The 24,546-nt window shown below is 47.2% G+C and carries 23 protein-coding genes; 21 read left to right on the forward strand and 2 right to left on the reverse strand.

The features are described from left to right. Positions 1-64: 64 nt before the first annotated feature. From ACFORK_RS06080 to ACFORK_RS06090, 3 genes are all read left to right on the forward strand, one after another. On the forward strand, positions 65-478 hold the full coding sequence (locus ACFORK_RS06080) for a hypothetical protein (RefSeq protein ID WP_379196675.1): 414 nt from the start codon (positions 65-67) through the stop codon (positions 476-478). Positions 479-517: 39 nt separating this feature from the next. Further along, positions 518-1,027 carry a phosphoesterase gene (locus ACFORK_RS06085; RefSeq protein ID WP_379196677.1) on the forward strand — a complete coding sequence of 170 codons (510 nt, stop codon included), beginning with the start codon at positions 518-520 and terminating at the stop codon, positions 1,025-1,027. Between the two features lie 231 nt (positions 1,028-1,258). Next, on the forward strand, positions 1,259-3,088 hold the full coding sequence (locus ACFORK_RS06090; protein ID WP_379196679.1) for a YifB family Mg chelatase-like AAA ATPase: 1,830 nt from the start codon (positions 1,259-1,261) through the stop codon (positions 3,086-3,088). A gap of 1,249 nt (positions 3,089-4,337) precedes the next feature. Here the strand turns inward: ACFORK_RS06090 and ACFORK_RS06095 are convergent. Then, on the reverse strand, positions 4,338-5,243 hold the full coding sequence (locus ACFORK_RS06095) for a hypothetical protein (RefSeq protein ID WP_379196681.1): 906 nt from the start codon (positions 5,241-5,243) through the stop codon (positions 4,338-4,340). 338 nt (positions 5,244-5,581) lie between these two features. Between ACFORK_RS06095 and ACFORK_RS06100 the strand changes: the two genes are divergently transcribed. Continuing rightward, on the forward strand, positions 5,582-5,998 hold the full coding sequence (locus ACFORK_RS06100; RefSeq protein ID WP_379196683.1) for an HIT family protein: 417 nt from the start codon (positions 5,582-5,584) through the stop codon (positions 5,996-5,998). A gap of 187 nt (positions 5,999-6,185) precedes the next feature. On the opposite strand, the gene ACFORK_RS06105 is transcribed toward ACFORK_RS06100, so the two are convergent. After that, on the reverse strand, positions 6,186-6,614 hold the full coding sequence (locus tag ACFORK_RS06105; protein WP_066362203.1) for an organic hydroperoxide resistance protein: 429 nt from the start codon (positions 6,612-6,614) through the stop codon (positions 6,186-6,188). Between the two features lie 145 nt (positions 6,615-6,759). Here ACFORK_RS06105 and ACFORK_RS06110 point away from each other — a divergent pair, with 145 nt between their 5' ends. The 17 genes from ACFORK_RS06110 to ACFORK_RS06190 all read left to right on the forward strand — a co-directional run bounded on the left by ACFORK_RS06110 (position 6,760) and on the right by ACFORK_RS06190 (position 24,540). Beyond that, positions 6,760-7,227, forward strand: coding sequence for a MarR family winged helix-turn-helix transcriptional regulator (locus tag ACFORK_RS06110; protein ID WP_379196686.1), 468 nt, complete (start codon positions 6,760-6,762; stop codon positions 7,225-7,227). Between the two features lie 347 nt (positions 7,228-7,574). Continuing rightward, positions 7,575-8,732, forward strand: coding sequence for an ADP-forming succinate--CoA ligase subunit beta (gene sucC / locus ACFORK_RS06115; RefSeq protein WP_175371955.1), 1,158 nt, complete (start codon positions 7,575-7,577; stop codon positions 8,730-8,732). 70 nt (positions 8,733-8,802) lie between these two features. Beyond that, positions 8,803-9,732 carry a succinate--CoA ligase subunit alpha gene (gene sucD, locus ACFORK_RS06120; protein ID WP_379196688.1) on the forward strand — a complete coding sequence of 310 codons (930 nt, stop codon included), beginning with the start codon at positions 8,803-8,805 and terminating at the stop codon, positions 9,730-9,732. Between the two features lie 225 nt (positions 9,733-9,957). Continuing rightward, positions 9,958-11,076 (forward strand): DNA-processing protein DprA, encoded by a 1,119-nt coding sequence (gene dprA / locus ACFORK_RS06125; protein WP_379196690.1) that lies wholly within the window; start codon positions 9,958-9,960, stop codon positions 11,074-11,076. A gap of 163 nt (positions 11,077-11,239) precedes the next feature. Beyond that, complete coding sequence (gene topA, locus ACFORK_RS06130; protein ID WP_379196692.1) at positions 11,240-13,348, forward strand: type I DNA topoisomerase; 2,109 nt, start codon at positions 11,240-11,242, stop codon at positions 13,346-13,348. Between the two features lie 15 nt (positions 13,349-13,363). Further along, positions 13,364-14,743, forward strand: a complete 1,380-nt coding sequence (trmFO, locus tag ACFORK_RS06135) for an FADH(2)-oxidizing methylenetetrahydrofolate--tRNA-(uracil(54)-C(5))-methyltransferase TrmFO (RefSeq protein WP_379196694.1) — start codon at positions 13,364-13,366, stop codon at positions 14,741-14,743. A 16-nt stretch (positions 14,744-14,759) separates the two neighbouring features. Further along, positions 14,760-15,302 (forward strand): ATP-dependent protease subunit HslV, encoded by a 543-nt coding sequence (gene hslV, locus ACFORK_RS06140; protein WP_379196696.1) that lies wholly within the window; start codon positions 14,760-14,762, stop codon positions 15,300-15,302. Between the two features lie 35 nt (positions 15,303-15,337). After that, positions 15,338-16,738, forward strand: coding sequence for an ATP-dependent protease ATPase subunit HslU (gene hslU, locus ACFORK_RS06145; protein WP_379196698.1), 1,401 nt, complete (start codon positions 15,338-15,340; stop codon positions 16,736-16,738). A gap of 368 nt (positions 16,739-17,106) precedes the next feature. Further along, on the forward strand, positions 17,107-17,514 hold the full coding sequence (gene flgB / locus ACFORK_RS06150; RefSeq protein ID WP_379196700.1) for a flagellar basal body rod protein FlgB: 408 nt from the start codon (positions 17,107-17,109) through the stop codon (positions 17,512-17,514). A gap of 6 nt (positions 17,515-17,520) precedes the next feature. Next, positions 17,521-17,967: a flagellar basal body rod protein FlgC gene (flgC, locus tag ACFORK_RS06155; RefSeq protein ID WP_379196702.1), complete on the forward strand. Its 447-nt coding sequence runs from the start codon at positions 17,521-17,523 to the stop codon at positions 17,965-17,967. Between the two features lie 28 nt (positions 17,968-17,995). Continuing rightward, on the forward strand, positions 17,996-18,313 hold the full coding sequence (gene fliE, locus ACFORK_RS06160) for a flagellar hook-basal body complex protein FliE (protein ID WP_483874837.1): 318 nt from the start codon (positions 17,996-17,998) through the stop codon (positions 18,311-18,313). A gap of 34 nt (positions 18,314-18,347) precedes the next feature. Then, the gene (gene fliF, locus ACFORK_RS06165) at positions 18,348-19,946 is read left to right on the forward strand and encodes a flagellar basal-body MS-ring/collar protein FliF (RefSeq protein WP_379196704.1); all 1,599 of its coding nucleotides are present in this window, start codon (positions 18,348-18,350) and stop codon (positions 19,944-19,946) included. 8 nt (positions 19,947-19,954) lie between these two features. Beyond that, on the forward strand, positions 19,955-20,971 hold the full coding sequence (fliG, locus tag ACFORK_RS06170) for a flagellar motor switch protein FliG (protein ID WP_379196706.1): 1,017 nt from the start codon (positions 19,955-19,957) through the stop codon (positions 20,969-20,971). Further along, positions 20,964-21,812 (forward strand): FliH/SctL family protein, encoded by an 849-nt coding sequence (locus ACFORK_RS06175; RefSeq protein ID WP_379196708.1) that lies wholly within the window; start codon positions 20,964-20,966, stop codon positions 21,810-21,812. The genes fliG and ACFORK_RS06175 overlap by 8 nt, the downstream gene beginning before the upstream one ends. After that, complete coding sequence (gene fliI, locus ACFORK_RS06180) at positions 21,805-23,118, forward strand: flagellar protein export ATPase FliI (protein WP_379197144.1); 1,314 nt, start codon at positions 21,805-21,807, stop codon at positions 23,116-23,118. The genes ACFORK_RS06175 and fliI overlap by 8 nt, the downstream gene beginning before the upstream one ends. A gap of 9 nt (positions 23,119-23,127) precedes the next feature. After that, on the forward strand, positions 23,128-23,571 hold the full coding sequence (gene fliJ, locus ACFORK_RS06185) for a flagellar export protein FliJ (RefSeq protein WP_379196710.1): 444 nt from the start codon (positions 23,128-23,130) through the stop codon (positions 23,569-23,571). 18 nt (positions 23,572-23,589) lie between these two features. Beyond that, positions 23,590-24,540 carry a MotE family protein gene (locus ACFORK_RS06190; protein WP_379196712.1) on the forward strand — a complete coding sequence of 317 codons (951 nt, stop codon included), beginning with the start codon at positions 23,590-23,592 and terminating at the stop codon, positions 24,538-24,540. Positions 24,541-24,546: the final 6 nt, after the last annotated feature.

The following is a 24,546-nucleotide window of genomic DNA, read 5'->3' on the forward strand; positions in this document are numbered from 1 at the left end:
TTTCTGAAAAGAAATGGGTAAACATTAGTGTAACTTTTCATTAGCAGCACGAGGAGGGCTTCCATTGAAGAACCAGCCACTAGAGATACAGGTGAATTTTACATGCCAGCATTGCGGACAGAAGATCGAAGTCAGATTAGGTGCAGAACCAATGTCAATGGTCTGTTGCAGCCAGTGCTACAAGACGTTTACCGTCATGCGGCCAGCCATATCTGAAGAGATACTGATAGATTGGGAGAACGAGGCCCAGTTTCAGAAAATACGTGCCGAGAAGACCGAGAGCAGTAATAATAGTCTGTTGGCGCTTATTATAAGAGTTATAGAATTGCTGACCTGGCGAGACAAGGGGAATGGACAGGTAGAAGCCATTAAGGAAATGCGTGGCTGGCTGATCGAGAATGAAAGTGTATCTCCCATGGAAGAATTATTTCAGGTGGAGGGGCGAAAGCGGATGAACTGGCGGAACTTCAGGAAATAACCGGAAGAACTTATATTTATACAGGAAAGAGGATGGATGATGTCAAAAGTATTCTTTACCTCCGATCACCATTTTGGGCATAAGCTGATTATTGACTTTGAATCCCGGCCGTTTACTGATGTCGTTCAAATGAATGAGAGCATGATCGCAAGCTGGAATTCTGTCGTCGCTCCGGAGGACAAGGTGTTTCATCTGGGAGACTTTTCTTTTCTAAACAAAGAAGACACCAGCAGCATTGTTGCCCGGCTGAACGGTTACAAAACCCTTATTCTAGGTAATCATGACCGTGGACGAAGCCGTCAGTGGTGGCTGGAGACGGGTTTCCATGAAGTTAGCGAATATCCGATCATCTACAAGGATTTCTTTTTTCTCTCGCATGAACCGATGTACATGAACAAGCATATGCCTTACGTAAATGTGCACGGTCATATTCATGGGCAGAAGTATGAAGGGAAAAATCATTTCAACATTTGTGTAGAACACTGGGATTATCTCCCGCTTTCCTTTGAACAGATTAGGGATTCTGTTGTAGTTAGCGAAGAAGGATAATGGCGAAGTGTGTTGCATAATTATGCAAATATGAGTCTTTTGGCAGAGGGATGAACGATATTGGATATAGAAACTGTTTGGACGAATATTGCTTAAGGGTAGCTATTGAATTTATAATGGAACTTAACTATGGTAAAAAATAAGATTCAGCGGAAAATTAGGAAGCACCTATTTTCTTGAAACGATAGTGCCTGTTTAGGGCATATTTCAAGAGAAGAGGTGTTTTTTGTTATGTACGGAAAGATGTACAGTGCCTGTTTATATGGAATCGAAGGCATCATGATCGGCGTTGAGATTGATATTGCGGACGGTTTGCCCCAAACGACCATCATCGGGTTGCCCGATTCAGCAATTCGTGAAGCGGTAGAACGAGTCCGTGCTGCCGTCAAAAACTGCGGGTACCGCTATCCGCAGCAGCGGATCACGATTAATCTGGCTCCCGCGGATCTGCGTAAGGAAGGTTCAGCCTTTGATCTGGCAATCGCCGTCGGCACTCTGACGACCAGCGGTCAGCTTGTGATGCCTGCAGCTTCAGAAATGCTGCTACTCGGCGAACTTGCGCTCGATGGTAGCATAAGACCAGTGAATGGCGTGTTGCCTATGGTTGAAGCGGCGCGTGATGCCGGTTTCCGGTCCGTACTTCTGCCTCGGGCCAACGCTGCAGAAGCTGCACTAATTAGTGGAATGACTATCTACGCTGCTGACCATCTGCGAGAAATCCCTGAACCGGATACAGGAGAGAGTGTCCAACTTAAGAGTAGTACGCAGATCAAGCAGGCCCGTTCAGTCGTAGACAAGCAATATACTGATTTGATGGTCACCGGGCAATGCGATAATCGTTATGACACAGACACAGACACAGACACAGACACAGACACAGACACAGACACAGACACAGACACAGACACAGACAATATGGTTTATTCCAGAGGGAGGGCTCCCCAAGCAGAGCTTCCTTTTCCCGTAACCGTAGTTAATGGTCCTGCTGGAAGAGAACGCCCGCCAACAAAGGCGCTTTCTCTCGAGCATCTTAAATATATTCCCCGCAACCTCTCTCCCTGCAACTCTGGAATAACAGAGAATGAAATGACTGAGGATTACAGCGATGTGCTGGGACAACAGCATGTCAAACGGGCGTTAATCATCGCAGCCGCTGGGATGCACAACATTATGCTCATGGGCCCTCCTGGAACGGGAAAAACGATGCTAATCAAGCGATTGCCGGGTATTCTACCAGCTTTGAATGAAAGAGAAGCGCTGGAGGTAACCAAAATTTTCAGTGCTGCTGGGAAGCTGAAGGATCCTGGCAACGGGCTGATGCGAACTCGCTCGTTCCGCTCACCACATCATACTATTTCAGCGGCTGGCCTGATCGGCGGCGGGGGCACGCCAAAGCCTGGTGAAGTAAGCCTTGCTCACCGCGGAATCTTGTTTCTAGACGAACTTCCCGAGTTCTCACGAAATGTGCTTGAAGTGCTGCGACAGCCGCTAGAAGATGGAGTGGTTACAATAAGCCGGGCACGGGCGGCGTTTACTTTTCCTGCCCGTGTGATGCTGGCCGCTTCTATGAATCCGTGCAGCTGCGGCTTTCTTGGTAGCGGGAACCCGCAGCAAGTATGCACATGCAGCCCGGCCAAGATTGCAGCTTACCGGGCCAAGATTTCGGGGCCGCTGCTAGATCGTATTGATCTGCAGGTGGAGGTGCCGCGTCCGCGAGAATGGGAACGGCAGGGGCATGTGCAGTCCTCGGCCGAAATGCGCGCCGAAGTGGCCGCAGCCCAAGCTATTCAGGCAGAGCGTTACAAGCGACTACCTATCTCTTGGAACAGTGAATTATCCGGCGCTGCCTTGCGCCGTTATGCCAAGCTTGGACCGACAAGTTCACGGATGTTATATGACATACTAGAGAGTCTCGGACTCAGCATGCGGGCACATGATCGGATCATCAAACTATCCCGCACGATTGCCGATCTTGCCGGAGCGCCGGATATTACCACCGATCACCTGGCAGAGGCGGTTCAGTATCGGAATCTGGACCGGCAGGTGACGGCCTTGGAATGACAATGTAAAGGGAGATTACCCGATCATACGTATTAACTTGAAAACATAAAGGAGAATTTTCCAATCGTAAGTTGCTGACTTGAAAACATAAAGGGGAATTTTCCGATCGTAAGTTGCTGACTTGAAAACATAAAGGAAGATTTACCAATCATAAGGTACTGACTTGACTATATTAAGCGAAGTTAAGATTCAAACAGAAGATCAGACGTTATTCTAAGGTACTGTTAATTATTCCGGTTGCCATGCATAAGCTGGTGAAGTAAGGGCTTTGGCACAAACCTCTCCTCCCCTTTAAGCAGTCGCCTTAACAGTGAAAAATGTCTTGCATCCTAAATTAAGCGCAATTTTGCACTTTATTTTTCTTTAATATAGGTAAAAATATAAAATAAGGGCATTTTTGTATCCTAATTTTCGAAAAAATACAATTAAAGGGGTATTCTGGAATATTTAAGGTGCAATATTGCACTTAATTCCCGCTAAGCGGCAGCTTCAGAGAATTTAAGGTACAAAAATGCCGTTAATTACAATCTAGGAATAACTTCTAGGCTTTTTTTGTTATTTTAATAAGTTCTATATAGATCGCGACCGGAAGTCCAAACATTCCACTGAAGTATTGACCGAGCTTTACGTTCGGATCTTTTGTTCGCCTTATAAAGCAAAAAAAAAGGACTGAACAACATCATCATTTCTTGCCAAAGGAACCGGATCAAACCATCTTCATAATCGATTATCCTGTCCGTAGGGTGGAGCTATTTATGAGAGCGAACGGACCGTATAGCCGCTATTATTCACATGATGTTGTCCTGAAAGAATAGCGGACTCAGATGACGTTAATTCCTACTTGGCAGCGAAAGTTGAACAGGATTTCTGCCCATAGCGTCTCTGGAGTCCGTTATCTTTCTAAATGGCTGGATGTATAAGCAATAAGGCCTCTGAGGTCCGCTAATTGACCAACAAGCAATGATTTTGTAGTCGTGCCGAAAAAAAGCACCCCTTAAAATAATCACTGGATATATCAATCAAACGTGTAAGTCCAGTATATTTTAAGAAGCGCACTTTATTAGCCGCGGCCACTGAAAAACTACTTGTTTTATCGAATTCCAACAATTTCAGGGGGTCAAATATGATTCCCGAAACGCAAAACGAGCCGTAGAAGCGATTCTAGAGGCTCGTTTTTTCTCGTGGATTTATTATGAATACTTTCTCAGTGACCTCTATTTTTCCTAGAGGGTCTTTTGTTATTTATACCTTACTTAAGGTCAGAAACATCTTTTTCGAATGCCTGCATGTATTGTTTGAGCTTGCCGTTATCCAGTTTATTGCTAGAATCGTTGGCTTTTGGAGGATTAGATTGTAAATGCTTATACAAGAGATCCACTTCAGCAGATAATTTTCCCCAAGTGTTTTTAACCGAGCTGTATTCATCGGAAAGAGACTCTATGTATTTGTCGTACTCCGATTTTTTGTCGATGGCTTTCCCTAATTGCTCCATTGTAAAATCAATATCCAGGCTTTCACCTGTACTGCTTGTTCCGTCGGCGATGTACCAGCTTATATCAACAAATCCGGTATTCCAAATGTCCGAAACGATATAATTTTGAATTTCTTGAAGCATAGCTTTAGGATCGGGAACGGAATTTTCTACAGAAGAGTTCTCTGGAACCGGGTGTTTAAATTCTTTTCTTACTACATCGAATGTTTGCTTGTCCGTAGCACTTGTAACCCAAACTATTTTTTCGTCTACGAACAGGACGATTATTTCACTGTGAGGAAGGGATGATTTTGTTCCTTCTATTAGGACGATCTTGTTTTTCTTGCCTTCCTTGTCTTTATAATCTTGCGATTCAAGGACTTTTGGATCTTGCAGCTTTGAAGATTCGGGGACCTCTTTAGCTGCAAGTAATTGGAATATCGGCTGGGCTTCTGTATGGATATTGTCAGTTATGAATGCTTTCTTGGCTTCAGGATCAGATCCGTTCATAAAGACATTAACATATTCAAGAGCCGTCTTTTCATATGCATTTAGTTTCTTCTCTTTTTTTGAATCTGCAGCAACGGTGTTTTTATTTGTGTTAGAATCTGTATTTACTTTAGAATTTGTGTTTGTGTTTGTATTCGATGCTTTACCGTCAGAAGAGCTACAGCCGGATAACAAAGTTGCTGTAATAATAATGCCTAGAGCCAGTTGTTTTTTAGAAATCTTAATTACCCCCTAAAAATATTAATTATAAAAAGTATAATTATAGCAGCGTGAGTTAATATTTCCTTACTGCCGTTAATATCCAATTTATACGAGGGGTAATGTATAAAGGTTTCGTAAACTTTTGCAGAAGGTAGTGAATAGCATGGTTTTGATTTTTAGATAGCAAGGAATCTGAAAATACTAAATCGAATAAGAAAGATATGCTCATAGATGATGTTTTTAAGACAAATCAAACTTTCGATGCACTGTGAACTGTGAAAATTACCGCTTAGGATGGAGTGATGCTGTACATGGAATGCTTAGGATGTAGGATCGCTAACGGTATTGAACCCAACTTGAATATTGTTTATGAAAATGAACTTATTACTTGTGTGCTTGATATTGCTCCATTTAATGAAGGACATACTCTAATCCTCCCCAAAAAGCATTATAGAGATGTCGAAGAAATGGAGTCAGAGACTGCTTATGCTATCATGGATGCTTCGAAAAAACTTTCAATTGCCTTGAAAAGTTTGTTTAAACCTGACGGTATAAGAATCTGTCAAGATGGAGGACAATTTAACGACCTTACCCATTACCATATGCATCTTATTCCAAGGTACGAAGGCGATGGATTCACCTGGGGCGAACCATTACACCCACATGGTGCTGAGAAACGTTTAAGCCAAACCAAAGAAAAGATTCTCAAGGAATTAAGTGAGCAATAAATCAACATTGTAGTTAAATGTAGCTAAAAATAAAGTCTAGAGACAGAACTTTGAAACGCAAAACAGCCACCCGGTCTTCCGGGTGGCTGTTTTGTATCGCACTCGTTCCAAGTGCATGGAGCATACTGCATAACAGAGGGCAAAGATTATATTTTTTGAAGAGGTGGGATAGAAAAGTTCAAGTGGGTTACAGTACGTTCAGTTCCACCGCGATATTGCCACGGGTAGCGCGGGAGTAAGGACAGGCACCATGTGCTGCTTCTACGAGCGAAACTGCGGTGTCATGGTCTACGCCTTTTACAAGGACATCCAGCTTGACTGCGATGCCGAAGCCGCCATCTTCTACTTTACCCAAGCTCACGGTTGCAGTGACTTCGCTGCCCTCGATTTTCACTTTACCCAGGCGTGCTACCATGTTCAGCGCACTGTCGAAGCAAGCTGAATATCCAGCTGCGAACAGCTGCTCAGGATTTGTTCCTTCACCGCCAGCACCGCCCAATTCACGTGGTGTGCTGATATTCAAGTTAAGCTTTGGAGTTTCAGATTCGATGTAGCCGTTTCTTCCGCCCACCGCTTTTACTGTTGTTTCATACATTTTTTGTTGGATAGTCATCATTATAAATCTCTCCCGTTCCGTTATTTATATATTGTACACAATTTAATTTAACACAAATAAAATAATAGTCAAACTATTTTTTGCAATAATTATGATATAGAGAGTGAATTATGATAAAATAGTTCTATAAGGTGGGTGAAGAGATATGCAAGAAAAGTCAACAAACACCGAGCTTTTGCTCGAAAATCATCTATGTTTTACCATCTATGCTTGCTCACGTGAGATAACGAAGCTGTATCAGCCTTATCTCGACAAAATAGGCGTGACGTATTCGCAATACCTCGTGATGATCGTGTTATGGGAACGCGAACAATGTACAGTGAAGGAACTGGGTGAAGCCCTGTTTCTGGACTCCGGTACATTGACGCCACTATTGAAGCGATTGCAGGCGGCAGGACTTATTTTGCGTGAACGTTCGCTTCAGGATGAGCGCAAAGTACTCATTTCCCTGACACCGCTCGGCTGGGATTTGCAGAAGGAAGCGGCTTGTATTCCAAGCAAGATGATGGAAGGTACGGACATGTCGGAGAAAGAACTGGGAGACCTTCTAGTTCAGTTCAAAGATCTGCTAGGGCGTGTTCATAGTGCGAATACGAGTGCATCCAAGAAATAACACCGGAATGTAGTCAAGATAATTGTTCGCATTCCGGCATGAAACCAAGCGAAAATGTGTGTATAAATTATGAATTATTTTAAGGAAAGCGTTTCAAATACGTGTTACAATATTCTGGGTTTCCTTTTTGGGCATATAGGTTATATGTAAGCTCTGTCTTAGATGAGACCTTATGTTTCCCGCAGAAACGCGAGCCGTCCATATGGGCGGTTGATCCGTTTCTACCTGCTCCGGGCAAGTGAACTGTTGTACCGGCCCGAACCCGGGCATCGCGGCAATCAAAACGGAAAGCGGAATGACTGCAGGCTGCCTGCTAGGTCACCGCAACACTTTAGGAGGCTTCCGGAATGAATATCCACGAGTATCAGGGAAAAGAAGTGCTTAAGAAGTACGGCGTAGCCGTACCGAACGGAAAAGTAGCTTATACGGTGGAAGAAGCGGTCGCAGCCGCAGAATCGCTGAGCACCCCGGTGGTAGTTGTGAAAGCTCAGATTCATGCAGGTGGACGCGGCAAAGCTGGTGGCGTGAAGGTGGCCAAGAATTTGGATGAGGTTCGCAGCTACGCTGCTGAGATTCTCGGCAAGACACTTGTCACTCATCAGACCGGCCCGGAAGGTAAAGTGGTGAAACGGCTTCTCATTGAAGAGGGCTGCCAAATTGTGAAGGAATATTATATCGGACTTGTTGTAGATCGCGGGACTGGCCGCGTCGTAATGATGGCTTCCGAGGAGGGCGGAACGGAGATTGAAGAAGTTGCCGCTACACATCCCGAGAAGATTTTCAAAGAAATTATTGATCCGGCAGTAGGGCTGCAGACCTTCCAAGCCCGCAAACTTGCATACAGCATTGCCATTCCGAGCGAATTGGTGAACAAAGCGGTTAAGTTCATGCAAGCGCTATATTTGGCTTTTGTGGATAAGGATTGCTCTATCGCAGAGATTAACCCGCTGGTCGTTACTGGTGACGGTAATGTGATGGCACTGGATGCCAAATTGAATTTTGATTCCAACGCTTTGTTCCGCCACAAGGACATTCTGGAGCTTCGCGATCTTGAGGAAGAAGATGAGAAAGAGATCGAAGCCTCCAAATACGACCTTAGCTACATTGCCTTGGATGGCAATATTGGCTGTATGGTTAATGGTGCGGGCTTGGCCATGGCTACTATGGATATTATTAAATATTATGGTGGAGAACCCGCTAACTTCCTCGATGTAGGGGGCGGTGCTACTACTGAGAAGGTTACTGAAGCGTTCAAGATTATTTTGTCCGATGCCAAGGTTAATGGAATATTCGTCAACATCTTCGGCGGCATCATGCGCTGTGATGTCATTGCCAACGGTGTGGTGGAAGCTGCCAAGCAGTTAGGGTTGACCAAACCGCTGGTGGTTCGTCTTGAAGGCACCAATGTGGCACTTGGTAAAGAAATTTTGGCCGGATCGGGACTGAATATCGTGCCTGCCGACTCGATGGCGGATGGGGCCCGTAAGATTGTTTCTCTCGTATAATAATAGCCCTGCGAAGTGGTTTCGCAGTGGTGGATCGTATTTGACAAAATGATTAGGGATGTGACGAAGAATGAGCATTCTTGTAGATAAAAATACGAAAGTGATCACGCAGGGAATTACGGGTTCAACCGGATTGTTTCATACTAAGGGCGCGCTGGACTACGGAACCCAGATGGTTGGCGGTGTAACGCCAGGTAAAGGCGGAACAACAGTCAACATCACGCTGGAAAATGGGGAAGAGGTCAGCCTGCCGGTATTTGACACTGTTGTGGCAGCCAAAGCGGCAACCGGTGCAACTGCCAGTGTAATTTATGTACCGCCAGCATTCGCTGCAGACTCTATCATGGAGGCCGTAGATGCGGAACTGGATCTCGTGATCTGTATTACAGAGGGTATTCCGGTGCTTGATATGGTAAAGGTATCACGTTATATGGAAGGCCGTTCCACTGTTCTGATCGGACCTAACTGTCCGGGCGTCATTACCCCGGGAGAATGCAAAATCGGTATTATGCCGGGTTATATCCACTTGCCGGGCTATGTCGGCGTAGTCTCACGTAGTGGAACATTGACCTATGAAGCGGTTCATCAGCTGACTACGCGGGGAATTGGACAATCCTCTGCCGTTGGTATCGGTGGTGATCCTGTTAAAGGCTCGGAGTTTATTGATATTTTGAAGCTCTTTAATGAAGATCCGGGTACTAAAGCGGTTATCATGATCGGTGAAATCGGCGGTACAGCGGAGGAAGAAGCGGCGGTTTGGATACGCGATAATATGACTAAGCCGGTGGTCGGCTTTATTGGCGGGGCTACTGCACCTCCAGGGAAGCGGATGGGTCATGCCGGTGCCATTATTTCAGGCGGAAAAGGGACTGCCAGTGAGAAGATCGCCGTTCTGGAGTCTTGTGGAATTAAAGTGGCTCCGACTCCGGCAGAGATGGGCTCTACTTTGGTAAGTGTGCTTGAAGAACGCGGTATTTTAAGTACATTCACCACTCACTAGCATTCATCTTATCGTTAATAATATCTACATGAAAGGCTCTGCGCTGCAGGGCTCTTTCGTGTATAATGTGATCAGAGGTAAGCAACCTTTTGTTCCTGCGGGAATGGAAGGTTGCTTTTTTGCGTATTTGCGCAAATTCGGGATTTCAGAGAGGACTTGCAATTATAAGCTGTGTGTCACAAAATAGGGAGGTCAGTCCTTCCATTAAAAGGGAGAGAGTGCAAAATGAAGGAACGTGATTTATTATTTGGTCTGAATGAGGTTCAGGGGATTGGCTGGAAAAGCATCGATAAGATTCGTGCTGCCGGGTTATTGACGGAAAAAGCATTTTCTTGTATTCCTGAGGATTGGGAGCGTATCGGATTAAACGGGAAAGTGGCGGCTACCCTTGCCTCTATCTACACACCCGAATGGATCGCCGAGAGACACTCTTTAATAGAAGAAAGAGGAATTGGTCTGCTCACTATTTTGGATGAAGACTACCCCGCAATGTTAAAAGAAACGGTAGAGCCCCCATGGGTACTGTACTACCGCGGACGACTGGAACTGTTGTCCTGCCCCGGAATTGCCATGGTGGGTACCCGTGTGCCTACTGCCTATGGTATCAAGGTTGGTGAAATGCTGGCAGGTGAATTAAGCCAATCCGGACTGACTGTCGTTAGTGGACTTGCCAGAGGGATTGACAGCGTCTGCCATAAAGCTGCCCTCAAGGGTCGCGGAAGTACGATTGCTGTGACCGCAACCGGCATGGACAAGGTTTACCCTCCCGAGAACCGGGAGCTACTGCGGGCTGTAGCCCAAGATGGGCTGGTGCTGACCGAGTACCCTTTGGGGACACCGAGTCACCCTGGTCTTTTCCCGCGGCGTAACCGGATTATTGCGGGACTGTCACTTGGAACCGTAGTTGTTGAGGCTGACAGCCGCAGCGGTTCGCTTATTACAGCTGATGCAGCTCTGGAGGCAGGTCGTGATGTGTTTGCCGTTCCAGGACCGCTGACATCTCCCAAAAGCAGAGGGGCGCTTGACCTAATTAAACAGGGCGCGAAGCTTGTCACCAGCAGTGCAGATATTGTTGAAGAATATCAGTTTTCTCTGCCTGAGCTTCCAGTAATGACAAGTGATAACGGGGATGTCGAACCGCTCGGCAAAGAGGGCTCTGGTGAAAAGAAATTGACAAGAGAGGAGTCCCAACTATACCATATACTGCATCAGGGGCCCTTTACCTTGGATGAGCTTCTAGTAAGAAGCCAGTGGGATTTTGGACATTTGCATTCAGTTCTGTTATCTTTAATCATAAAAAAAGCGGTAACACAATTACCGGGAGCCATTTATAAGATTATTTAAAAATATAAGCGGACATCACAATGGTGTATCCTCCTTGTATTTTCTAAGGAACTTATTAATTTTCGAAGGTCCCCGCCAATTTTTAAGAAGACCGCAGTATAAAGGTTAGGGCCCAGGGGCTATCTTGTATAGAAGGTTGTAGTGTCAATGAGGAGGACGTATTATGGCGGATACATTGGTCATTGTCGAGTCGCCCGCGAAGGCAAAGACGATCGGCAAATATTTGGGCAGTAAATATATTGTGAAAGCATCCATGGGGCATGTTCGTGACTTACCCAAAAGTCAGATCGGCGTAGAGGTTGAGAATGACTTCAACCCGAAGTACATTACCATTCGTGGTAAAGGCTCCGTGCTGAAGGAATTGAAGGATGCCCGTAAAAAAGTGAAAAAAGTATATCTGGCGGCTGACCCGGACCGCGAAGGAGAGGCCATTGCCTGGCATTTGGCTCATGCGCTGGATCTGGACAATACCGAAGAATGTCGGGTGGTTTTTAACGAAATCACTAAGCAGGCCGTCAAGGATGCCTTCAAGACCCCACGAAAAATCAACATGGATCTGGTGAATGCACAGCAGGCTCGCCGGATTCTGGATCGTCTTGTGGGCTACAAGATTAGTCCATTATTATGGAAGAAAGTTAAAAAAGGATTGTCTGCCGGACGAGTTCAATCGGTTGCTGTCAAAATTATTATGGACCGTGAGAACGAGATCGCCGAATTTGTCCCTACAGAATATTGGAGCATTACCGCGAGGCTCGGCATCCGCGATACAAACTTTGAGGCCAAGTTCTATAAGCTGAACGGTGAGAAGAAAGAACTGAACCAAGAGAGTGATGTTCAAGAGGTTCTTCAGGCGATCGAGGGAGCCGATTTTACGGTTAGCCAGGTAAAGGAAAAGGAACGGCAACGTCATCCATCGGCACCGTTTACCACCAGTTCATTGCAGCAGGAAGCGGCGCGTAAGCTCGGGTTCCGGGCAGCCAAAACGATGTCGGTAGCTCAGCAGCTGTATGAAGGTGTGGAATTGGGCAAAGAAGGCACGGTCGGTCTTATAACCTATATGCGTACCGACTCCACGCGGATTTCGGCGACGGCGCAGGAAGAGGCAAAAGAACTGATTCTCTCCAAGTACGGTGAGAAATTTGTCCCAGAATCCCCGCGTCAATATTCCAAAAAGGCTGCCGGAGCTCAGGATGCGCACGAAGCAATTCGTCCGACATCTGCTCTTCGCGAACCTGAAACGGTCAAAGAGTTCATGAGTCGAGATCAATTCCGTCTCTATAAACTCGTCTGGGAGCGGTTTGTTTCCAGCCAGATGTCTTCTGCCCTGCTGGATACGCTTTCGGTTGATATTGGCGCAGGACCGGCCATTTTCCGTGCTGTGGGCTCCAAAGTTTCTTTCCCAGGCTTCATGAAAGTGTATGTGGAGGGGAATGATGACGGCACGACGGATGAGGAGAAGTTCCTTCCGCCGCTACAGTCAGGCGATCACCTGAACACGCAAGAAGTTGATCCGAAGCAGCACTTTACACAGCCACCACCACGTTATACGGAGGCAAGGCTCGTTAAGACGCTGGAGGAACTAGGTATAGGGCGTCCAAGTACGTATGCCCCGACGCTGGAGACGATCCAGAAGCGAGGTTATGTGGCCATTGAAGAGAAGAAGTTCATGCCAACAGAGCTGGGTGAATTGGTCATCGAGCAAATGGAAGAATTCTTCCCGGAGATTCTGAACGTTGAATTCACAGCCAACATGGAAGGCGATCTTGACCATGTGGAGGAAGGATCAGAGGACTGGGTGAAGGTACTGGCTGAGTTCTATGAATCCTTCGAGAAGCGGTTGGAGTTCGCCGAAGAGGAAATGAAAGAGATTGAGATCGAAGATGAAGTCTCCGACGAGCTCTGTGAAAAATGTGGTAAGCCAATGGTGTATAAGCTTGGCCGCTTCGGGAAGTTTCTTGCTTGTTCGGGATTCCCAGATTGCCGAAACACAAAGCCAATCGTCAAAGATATCGGTGTTACCTGTCCGAAATGCCACGAGGGCAAAGTAGTAGAACGTCGTAGCAAGAAGGGGCGCGTCTTCTACGGCTGCGATCAGTACCCGGGTTGTGATTTTGTCTCCTGGGATCGTCCGTCTTTGAAGCCTTGTCCTGCTTGCGGCTCCTGGATGGTAGAGAAGCGCAATAAACAAGGGGTCAAGCTGCAATGCACCTCATGCGATCATACAGAAGCAGTTCTGGACAATGATAGCGACAACGAAGAATTAGCAGAATAATAGGTTCAGGAGGAAATGAAGTTGACAGATATTTCGAAAGTTACAGTAATTGGTGCCGGCTTGGCCGGTAGTGAAGCAGCCTGGCAAATTGCCTCGCAAGGGGTGCCGGTTAGGTTGTATGAGATGAGACCGGTTGTGAAGACTCCGGCCCATCATACAGACAAATTTGCTGAACTGGTGTGCAGTAACTCGCTGCGCGCCAATGGCCTAGGCAATGCAGTTGGCGTGTTGAAGGAAGAAATGCGCCGCTTGAATTCGCTTGTTCTGGGAGCGGCGGACCGGAATGCGGTCCCGGCTGGTGGTGCGCTTGCAGTGGATCGTGACGGCTTCTCCGGCGAGATTACATCCACCCTGCATAACCATCCTCTCATTGAGGTTATAAATGAAGAACTTACGCATATACCGGAGGAAGGGATTGTTGTTATTGCGACCGGTCCACTGACCTCCCCTGCGTTGTCCTCCGAGATCAAGGCCCTGCTGGGAGAAGAATATTTCTACTTCTACGATGCGGCTGCGCCAATCGTCGAGAAAGATTCTATCGACATGGATAAAGTCTATCTCGCTTCCCGCTATGACAAAGGCGAGGCGGCATATTTGAACTGCCCGATGACAGAAGAGGAATTTGATATCTTCTATGATGCGCTGATCACGGCAGAGACAGCAGCACTCAAAGAATTTGAGAAAGAGATTTATTTTGAAGGCTGCATGCCGATCGAGATTATGATGAAACGGGGCAAGCAGACCGCACTGTTCGGGCCGATGAAGCCAGTAGGCTTGGTCAACCCGCATACAGGCAAACTGCCTTATGCCGTTGTACAGCTGCGTCAGGATAATGCGGCTGGAACGCTGTATAACCTTGTAGGGTTCCAAACTCATCTCAAATGGGGCGAGCAAAAGCGCGTGTTCTCTCTGATTCCAGGACTTGAGAATGCGGAGTATGTTCGTTATGGTGTTATGCACCGCAACACTTTCATCAACTCGCCTAAGCTTTTGCACCCTACTTATCAGATGAAGGGGCATGAGCGTCTGTATTTTGCCGGTCAAATGACAGGTGTAGAAGGTTATGTAGAATCGGCAGCTTCCGGCCTAATCGCTGGTATTAACGCCGCCAGAGCCGCCAAGGGACAGGAAGGTCTTATTTTCCCTGGAGATAGCGTGCTTGGCAGTATGCCTGCTTATATTACTTCAGCCGATCCGAAGCACTTCCAGCCGATGAATGCTAACTTTGGATTGTTGCCGAAGCCTGAAAAGAAGATTCGCAACAAGAAGGAAAAGAATGAGCTGCTGGCCCACCGTGCGCTGGACAGTCTGGCTGAATACGCAATTCGTGAACAATTAAATTATATCGAACCTGAGATTAGCGAAGTCCAAGAAGAGGAAGAGAGCTTATCTTGATAAGGAGGCAGCAATCATGATTCCCAGCTTTCATGCAACTACAATTTGTGCAGTAAGACATAACGGTCAGGCGGCGATAGCCGGCGACGGGCAGGTTACATTCGGAGAAAGTGTCATCATGAAGACGACAGCCAGAAAAGTACGGCGCCTCTATCGTGGGCAAGTCATTGCTGGCTTCGCAGGTTCTGTCTCTGACGCTATTACGTTGTTCGAGAAGTTTGAGGGTAAGCTGGAGGAGCATCACGGCAACTTGCAGCGTGCAGCGGTAGAACTGGCCAAGGACTGGCGTCAGGACCGTGTCCTGCGCAAGCTGGAGGCACTGATGATTGTGATGAACAAGGACGGTATGCTGCTGATTTCCGGTAACGGAGAGATCATTGAGCCAGATGATGATGTACTGGCTATTGGTTCGGGCGGCAACTTTGCCCTGGCTTCCGGTCGTGCTCTTAAACGCCACGCGTCCAATCTGACTGCGGCAGAAATTGCGAAGGAAGCTTTGCAAATTGCATCCGAGATCTGTGTATATACGAATTCCAATATTATTGTTGAACAATTATAGGCATAACAGCCATAGAAGAGATGGAGGAAGTCACGATGGTTAATCAATCGCTAACCCCGCGCCAAATCGTAGCCGAATTGGATAAATATATCGTTGGTCAGAAGCAGGCCAAGAAATCCGTGGCCGTTGCACTCCGCAATCGGTATCGGCGCAGTTTGCTTGCCGAAGAACTGCGTGATGAGGTCGTTCCGAAGAATATTCTGATGATCGGACCTACCGGTGTAGGTAAAACCGAGATCGCCCGGCGTCTAGCCAAGCTGGTCAATGCGCCTTTCATCAAGGTCGAAGCTACGAAGTTCACTGAGGTCGGCTACGTCGGTCGCGATGTAGAATCCATGGTTCGGGATCTTGTGGAGACCGCCATCCGGATGGTGAAGCTGGAGCGGACCGAGAAGGTTCAGGATCGGGCAGAGGAACTGGCTAACGAGCGGATCGTTTCGATTCTGGTGCCCTCCGCCTCCAAGAATAAATCCCAGCGCAACCCCTTTGAGATGATCTTTGGGGGGAATGGGGGTCAGGATGATTCCAAGGAGGAGTCCGAGCAGGATAGCAGCCTCAGCGAACGCCGTAGAGGGGTCAGATTCAAGCTTCTGGCCGGACAACTGGAAGAGGACATCATCGAAGTGGATGTAGAGGACGCGTCCCCTAATATGCTGGATATGTTTGCCGGACAGGGCAATGAGCAGATGGGGATGAATATGCAAGAAATGTTCGGAAGCTTTCTGCCTAAACGCACCAAAAAGCGTAAGCTGCCGATTAAGGAAGCTCGCAAGGTGTTGATTCAGGACGAAGCTTCCAAGTTGATTGACATGGATGATGTGATTCAGGAATCTGTGGCGCGAGCTGAGCAGTCCGGCATTATTTTTATCGACGAGATCGATAAGGTAGCCAGCCAAGGCAAGGGCTCAGGTCCGGATGTCTCCCGTGAAGGCGTACAGCGTGATATTTTACCGATCGTCGAGGGCTCTACAGTGATGACCAAATACGGCCCTGTGAAGACGGATTACGTGCTCTTCATCGCCGCAGGCGCTTTTCACATTGCCAAGCCGTCGGATCTTATTCCTGAGCTTCAGGGACGTTTTCCAATTCGGGTCGAGCTCAACAGCCTGACACTGGAGGACTTTGTATCCATTTTGACAGAGCCGGAGAACGCATTGACCAAACAGTATGTTCACTTACTCCAGACAGAGAATCTCGAAGTTCAGTTCCAGAAGGAAGCCATTGAGGAAATCGCCAAGATTGCAGCGTCTGTTAATCAGAACATGGAGAATATCGGTGCCCGTCGTCTGCATACCATTTTGGAGAAGCTGCTGGAGGATCTTTCCTTTGAAGCGCCTGAGCTGACACTGGATACAATGGTCATCACACCGGAATATGTTCGTGAGAAATTATCGGGTATTGCCCAGGATCGTGATTTGAGCCAATACATTCTTTAAATTGACAGCATTCGAGATAGTTCGAATTTGGGTAGTTGGAATTAGAAATACATAATATCCCCTCGAAATGAAGGAATATTATGTAATAATATGCAAAATATTAGTTTTAATATAAGGAGTAATGTAATAAAATAGCATTATTGTGCTTTAAGCCCTCTCTTTTCTGAAAAGATAGGGCTTATTTCTTATTGTAATAATATACAAATTCTAAGAAAATCAAAGTATGTGAGATTGCTAGTGGAATAAACCACTGACAACATTCGACCTATATCTAGCTGTTCGGCACTATTTTTGTCGAATAAAGAAGGGATTCGCATAGTTGTTGTGGAATTCTTTTTATTACGAAAGCTTTTGGAAGGAGGATTTCCGTGGGATTGCTGAATAGTGTCAGTTTTCAACGATTACAGGGAGGCATTGAAGCTGCTAATCAACGACAATCTGTGCTGGCTAATAATGTGGCCAATGTCGATACGCCAAATTTCAAACGCTCCAATGTTTCATTCGAGAGTATTCTTAAGCAGCAAGAGCTTGGGCTTCATTCGGACTTGAACGCTAGAGTGACAGATCGCCGGCACATTCAATTCGGTTCGAACAAGACCGTACCGGCTGCCGCCTTTAGCACAGATCTAACCACCTCAATGAACAATAACAAGAATAACGTAGATATTGACAGAGAGATGGCTCTAAGCGCTGAAAATCAGCTCAGATACAGTTCATATGTCGGGCTGTTGAATAGCCAAATTACGATGATGCGCTCAGTTGTTGAAGGGAGATAATGCTCAATGAACTTTGGTAGCAGTTTTGGGATAAGCGCCTCTGCATTAACCGTTCAGCGGCTGCGGATGGACGTAATCAGTTCGAATATTGCCAACGCAGAAACGACAAGAGCTTCGGTAGTGGATGGCAAGGCTGTTCCTTATCGGCGCAAGATGGTCGTTCTGGAGACAGCAGAAGGCAACAAATTCTCGGACATCCTTCACAACAAGATGAATGGTGACGTCAAGGGTGTAACCGTCCAGGCCATTACGGAGGATTCTTCTCCGCTCAAGCCGGTATTCAATCCAAGTCATCCCGATGCGGATGAGAATGGATATGTGTATATGCCGAATGTGGACATCACCAAGGAAATGGTGGACATGCTGTCTGCATCCCGTTCCTACGAAGCGAATGTAACGATGTTGAATGCATCGAAGGCCATGGTAAGCAAGGCGCTCGAAATCGGACGCTAACCGTAAAATTGACCAAGGAGGAACATAGTTGATACCGAATAATCTCGCTATAGGCTCACAGGGAGTTCAGCAGCTTGCACTTAAACCGGCAGCATCGCAATCATCATTTGGTCCGGCAGTGAATAACACACAAAGCTTTGGCTCTTACCTGGAAAATGCATTGAATCAAGTGGCTGCCCAAGAGCAGCAAGCGAAAGTTATGAGTAACAAGTTTATTCTCGGAGAAGTGAACGTGGACGAAGCAATGATTTCTTCGCAACAAGCGTTGCTTAGTTTGCAGCTTACGACACAAGTCCGGAACAAGGTGATAGAGGCCTATCAGGAAATTATGAGAACTCAAATCTAAATAATCCTAGCTTAGTTTCGGATGGGGTGACACTGTGAATGAAAGATTTGCCCAGTACCGGGAAAAAGCAGCCCAGTATTGGAACAGATTCAGCAACCAACAGAAGATATTATTTTTTGCCACACTTGGCATTATTATTGTAATTATTGTGGTTCTTACGATGCAGTTGTCCAAGACGGAATATGAAGTCGCATTCAGGGATCTGGACAGTACGGATTCCGCGGCAGTCATGACCTATCTGGACTCCAAAGGAACACCTTACCGGTTGAGTCCTGACGGAAAGAGCATATCTGTACCGAGTACAGAAGCAGCACGGATCAAGGTGGACATCGGTTCGCAGGGAATCGTGCAAGGCGGCTCTATCGGGTACAAAATCTTTGACGAGAACTCGTCCATGATTGGTACAACAGATAATGAGTTTAATGTGAAATATAACAACGCTCTGAATGGTGAAGTGGAGCAGTTGATGAAACGGATGCAGGGCATTCAGGATGCCAAGGTATTGGTCAATCTGCCAAAAGAGACTGTATTTGCCTCTCAGGCTAACCAAGAGAAGGCTTCCGCTTCCGTTGTACTTACGTTTAAGCCTGGATTCAGACCAAGCCAGGATAATATTGACGGTTACTTCAATCTCGTGAAGACTGCTGTGCCAAATCTACCGGTTGAGAATATTACGATCGCCAACAATGAGGTTGAGCTGATACCAACGGCCAAAGGCGGCCAAGGTGGCGGAGTCTCCAATCAGGTGGAAGAGAATTTTGCGCTGCAGAAGAAATTCGAAGAAGATGTCAAAAAGGATGTTAAACAATTTCTTAGCAGACTGATGGGACCTGAAAAAGTTGATGTGCTCGTCATGTCTAAGCTGAACTTCGACAAGGAGAACCGTAAGGAAGATCTTGTCGCACCGGTTGATACAGAGAATATGAAGGGGATCGAGATCAGTTCCCAGATCATTAGTAACTCGTATTCCGGTCAAGATAATCCTAACAATGCTGGAGGTCTGGCTGGTACAGGTACCCAGGATGTTGCCGGATTCCCATCCGCAACGGGTTCGGGGCAGTCGACTTCGGATGAATCTTCGGAGACTAGAAACTATGAAGTGAATCGAATCACTAAAGATATCATTGCGAGTCCGTACTCTGTAAAAGATTTAACCATTAATGTGGCAGTTGAACCACCTGATGGACAAAATTCTTTGGATCAGCCAACAACAGCTGCTATCCAGAACATTTTGGTCAATATTGTAAGAGCATCGCTGGCTGGTTCTGATGTTACTTATACAGACGCAGAGTTGGCCAAAAAAGTTTCGGTATTTTCGCAACCATTTGGTTCCAGTACTACGGCGACCACTTCTACCGGACTTGCTAACTGGATGATTTGGGCCATTGGCGCAGCTGCACTACTAGTAGGTGCCGGGGTGGGATACTTCATCTATCGGAGACGTAATAGAGCCGAGGAAGAAGAAGAGGAAGAAGACATTCCTCTGCAAGTTCCGACTGAGTTTCCTTCCATTAATTTGGAGAGCGTGACGAATGAAAGCCAGGTTCGCAAGCAGCTTGAGAGTCTGGCGAAGAAGAAACCGGACGAATTCGTAAATCTGCTGCGTACATGGCTTGCAGACGAACAGAGGTGAACTGATTAATGGCTAAAGCTACACAGCAGAGTCTTAGCGGTCGTCAAAAGGCTGCAATTCTGCTAATCACACTTGGGCCGGAAGTGTCGGCGCAAATATTCAAACATCTAAGGGACGATGAAATCGAACAACTTACGTTGGAGATTGCCAATGTGCGTAAGGTTGATAGCGGTGAAAAAGAGTCGATTATGGCGGAGTTTCACCAGATTTGCCTCGCCCAGGAATATATTTCACAAGGCGGTATCAATTACGCGAAGGAAATTCTGGAGAAAGCACTGGGTTCGCAGAAAGCACTGGAGGTTATCAACCGCCTGACAGCTACGCTGCAGGTGCGGCCATTCGATTTTGCTCGAAAGGCAGATCCGAACCAGATCCTCAACTTTATTCAGAACGAGAATGTACAGACCATTGCACTTGTCTTGTCCTATCTGCAATTTGAACAAGCCGCAGCGATCCTGTCTTCACTGCCGCAGGAGAAGCAAGCGGAGGTTGCGCGGCGAATTGCCGTCATGGACAGCACTTCGCCAGAAGTTATTACCCAGATTGAACGGGTGCTCGAGCAAAAGCTGTCAGCGACGGTTACTCAGGATTACACCAACGCTGGCGGCATAGAGTCCATCGTTCAAATTCTGAATGGCGTAGACCGCGGTACAGAACGTACGATTCTGGATTCCTTGGAAATTCAAGATCCGGAGCTTGCTGAGGAAATCAAGAAGCGGATGTTCGTATTCGAGGACATTGTCAACGTGGACAACCGTTCGATTCAACGTATTATCCGCGATATCGAGAATGCGGATTTGCAGCTCGCTCTCAAAGTGGCCAGCGAGGAAGTTCGGGATGTTATTTTCCGCAACATGTCCAAGCGTATGGCAGAGACATTCCGCGAGGAAATGGAGTACATGGGTCCGGTGCGGCTGCGTGATGTGGAGGAAGCTCAGACGCGTATTGTCGGTACGATCCGCAGACTGGAAGAATCCGGTGAGATTATTATTGCCCGCGGTGGAGGAGATGACATAATTGTCTAAGCTGATCAAACACTCCCAATATGTTCCGGTAGATGTACTCAAGAGATTGGAGCAGGCCCGGCAATATGCCGGGCTCACCGAAGAACCCGATCCGGAGGAATCTACTGGAGAAATCCACCATCAAGATCCCGCGCAAGAAGAGGCGGAGCAGGCCCGCAAGCAAATGCTGAAGGATGCGAAGGAGTTTGCTGAAGGACAGGTGCGTGATGCCTCCCTTGAGGCTGAATCCATCGTGGAGGCGGCGCAGGCGGAAGCCGAAGAGTGGTGGCGGCAACGTCGGGAGCAGGATGAGCACCTTGTAGAGGCAGTTAAATCCGAGGCATTTCAGCAAGGGTATCAGGAAGGCGTCCAGCGGGCAGAGGAAGAGATGCAGCGGAAGCTAGCCGAGATGATGGAAGAAGCCAGGGCAGTATTACAAGAAGCCTATAAGGCGAGAGATGTTATTATTCAGGAGGCTGAGCCTTTCCTCGTAGAGCTGAGTTGTGACATCGCCGAGAAGATCGTGGACAAGCAGTTGACCTTGGAGCCACAGTTCGCGATGGAACTGATTCGCAAGAATCTGGCGCGCAAGCGCGAGCAAGGATTGATCTCGCTCTGTGTGTCACCTGCACAGTTCGCATTTGTGAATGCGGCCAGAGAGGAATTGGCGCTCGCGGTAGATTCGCAAGCAGAGCTGCAGATTTTGCCTGATTCAACGGTGAAAGATCAGGGCTGTGTGATCCGGTCTTCCTTTGGCAGCATAGACGCCCGTATTGATACTCAACTTTCGGAGATTAAGAAAGAGCTGGTACGAATCGCGCTGGATTCCGAGGAGCATGGAAGTGGTGAAGAGCATGCTTGACAGTAGACGCTACAAAGAGCAACTTCGTAATCTCGATCCAGTTAGAATCAACGGCAAGGTTACGCAAGTTATTGGTCTTATGGTGGAATCGGAAGGACCAGACGCAAGCATTGGAGATGTATGTTATATCTACCCGACTAAGGGTAGCAAGCCATTGCAGGCTGAGGTCGTCGGTTTCCGTGATAATAAAGTGCTGCTGATGCCTTTGGGCGAGCTTCAGGCCATCGGTCCAGGTTGTGACGTGGTCGGAACAGGAAAACCACTTAGTGTTCAAGTTGGTTCCGAACTGCTCGGCAAGGTGCTTGACGGTCTTGGTCAGCCACTTGACGGCTCGCTAATCCCAGCCCGCATGCCCCATAGCTCGACTTTTAATATTCCTTCCAATCCGCTGACCCGGCCACGTGTGCATGAACCGATCAGCATTGGAGTGCGCGCCATTGATGGGCTATTGACCATAGGTAAAGGACAGCGGGTTGGGATTTTTGCGGGTTCAGGCGTCGGTAAAAGTACACTGATGGGCATGATCGCCCGCAATACCTCGGCAGATGTGAATGTCATTGCGCTTATTGGAGAGCGGGGCAGGGAAGTGCTTGATTTTATTGAACGTGATCTAGGTCCGGAAGGATTGCAGCGTTCAGTAGTTATAGTAGCTACCTCAGATCAGCCGGCTCTGATCCGTATCAAGGGGGCATTGATCGCTACCACAATCGCCGAATATTTCCGCGATCGCGGACTGAATGTCATGCTGATGATGGATTCTGTTACCCGCTATGCGATGGCTCAGCGTGAGGTAGGACTTGCTGTTGGCGAGCCGCCAGCGATGAGAGGTTACACTCCTTCTGTGTTTGCCAGTCTGCCGAAGCTTCTGGAACGTGCAGGAACAGGTCCAACTGGATCAATAACAGCGTTCTACACGGTGCTGGTGGACGGGGATGACATGAATGAGCCGATCGCCGATGCGGTTCGGGGGATTCTGGATGGACATATCGTGCTTAACCGTAGCATCGCGAATAAAGGACATTTTCCAGCCATTGACGTGCTGGCCAGCATTAGCCGTGTTATGAAGGATATCGCTCCCGAAGATCAGATAGCGGCTGCTGAGAATGTGAAGCGACTCATGGCTGTGTACAAGGATTCAGAGGATTTGATCAATATCGGTGCCTATCAACGAGGCTCTAATGCCCAGATCGATGAGTCGATCCATTATATCGACAGCATTTGGGAGTTCACGAGACAGAAGGTTAATGAAAAAGTGACGCTTACTGAAGTTCAGGAATCTTTAATTTCCCAGTTCTCAAGGAGTTGATTCAGTATTATGAAATTTCATTATACGTTTCAAAAGGTCGTAGACTTGAAGGCTAACGAAAAGACACAGGCAGAGTGGATGCTCTCAAGCGCGCTCGGAGAACTGCAGGCACAGGAGAAGAGCCTCGAGGAATTGACTGCCCAGCGCAGTGATTTAATGATGGCTCTGCAAAACGCAGCGGAACACAGAACGCCGATGGCGAAGATACGGGAGATGCAGGATTACGTTGATTATCTGGACCAATGCATTATTCGCAAGCATGCGGATATTGGCCGTGCACATCAGGAAGTTCAGAGAAAGCAGGATCAGCTGAGCAATAAAATGTTGGATGAAAAAGTATGGCTGAAGGCAAAGGATAAAGCCCAGATGCTATTTCAGCAAAATATGATTTTACGGGAACAAAACGAACTGGATGAGATGGCTACCGTCCGCTTCGCGATGAAATCCCTCTAACCCGGGAGGTTTCCCCTAGTGGCAAATAATGATATTGAACTGGAAAACGAAGGGTCAGCAGGAAAGTTTGAGCGTTTCTTGTTCTTGATGATACCGATTATATTTACGCTCGTACTACTTGGCGTACTGTTGACACTTTTTAATATGGATATCCGCAATAATGTGTTTGCGATTGCGAATAAGATTCCTATTTTGGAAAAATGGGTTCCTGATCCGCCAGCGGATCCTTCCAAACCCGCAGATCCGAAGAAGCAGGCCCAGAAGCAAGCTGAAAGCTCAAATTCTACAATCAAAGAATTGAAGTCACAGCTTTCCAAGCAAGAGGAGAACTTGAAGAAGATAACTGAAGAGAAAACAGCTCAGGATAGCAAGGTGCAGGCGCTTGAGTCTCAGGTAAATACGATGACAGAAGAAGCAAAGGCTGCGGAAGAAGCCAAAGCGGCTACTACTGAAGATGATTATCTGAAGCAGGTCAAGGATTTGGCCAAACTCTACGCCGGAATGAAACCGTCCAAGGCAGCACCCATCATGGAGAATTTGACACAAGAAGAAATGGTGCAGATTTTCAGTGTGATGAATAATGCAAGCAAAACTGCAATCCTTGAGAAAATGGACCCGAAAAAAGCAGCAGATGTTTCTATCAAGCTGAAGGAAGAGACGACTTCCTCGGATCTCGCTATTGCTGCACTTCAGTCTCGACTGAAACAAGATTCGAACGCAGCAGCGACAACGCCTGCTAACGGAACTAAGAATCTGGACAAGGAAAAGCTGAACCAGACATTTTCCAGCATGACACCTGCAAACGCAGCTTCACTGCTTGGAGAAATGTACAAGATCAGTCCAGATAAAGTAATTACGATCATGAATACGGTCAGCGATTCCGTGAGATCGTCCATACTGGGCGAAATGACGAAGAATGACAGCGTTCAGGCTGCCAAAATTGTCAACCGGCTAATGGGAGGCAAGTAGACCTGA

The organism is Paenibacillus sp. GCM10012306 (assembly GCF_042649265.1).
Taxonomy (GTDB): domain Bacteria; phylum Bacillota; class Bacilli; order Paenibacillales; family Paenibacillaceae; genus Paenibacillus_AQ.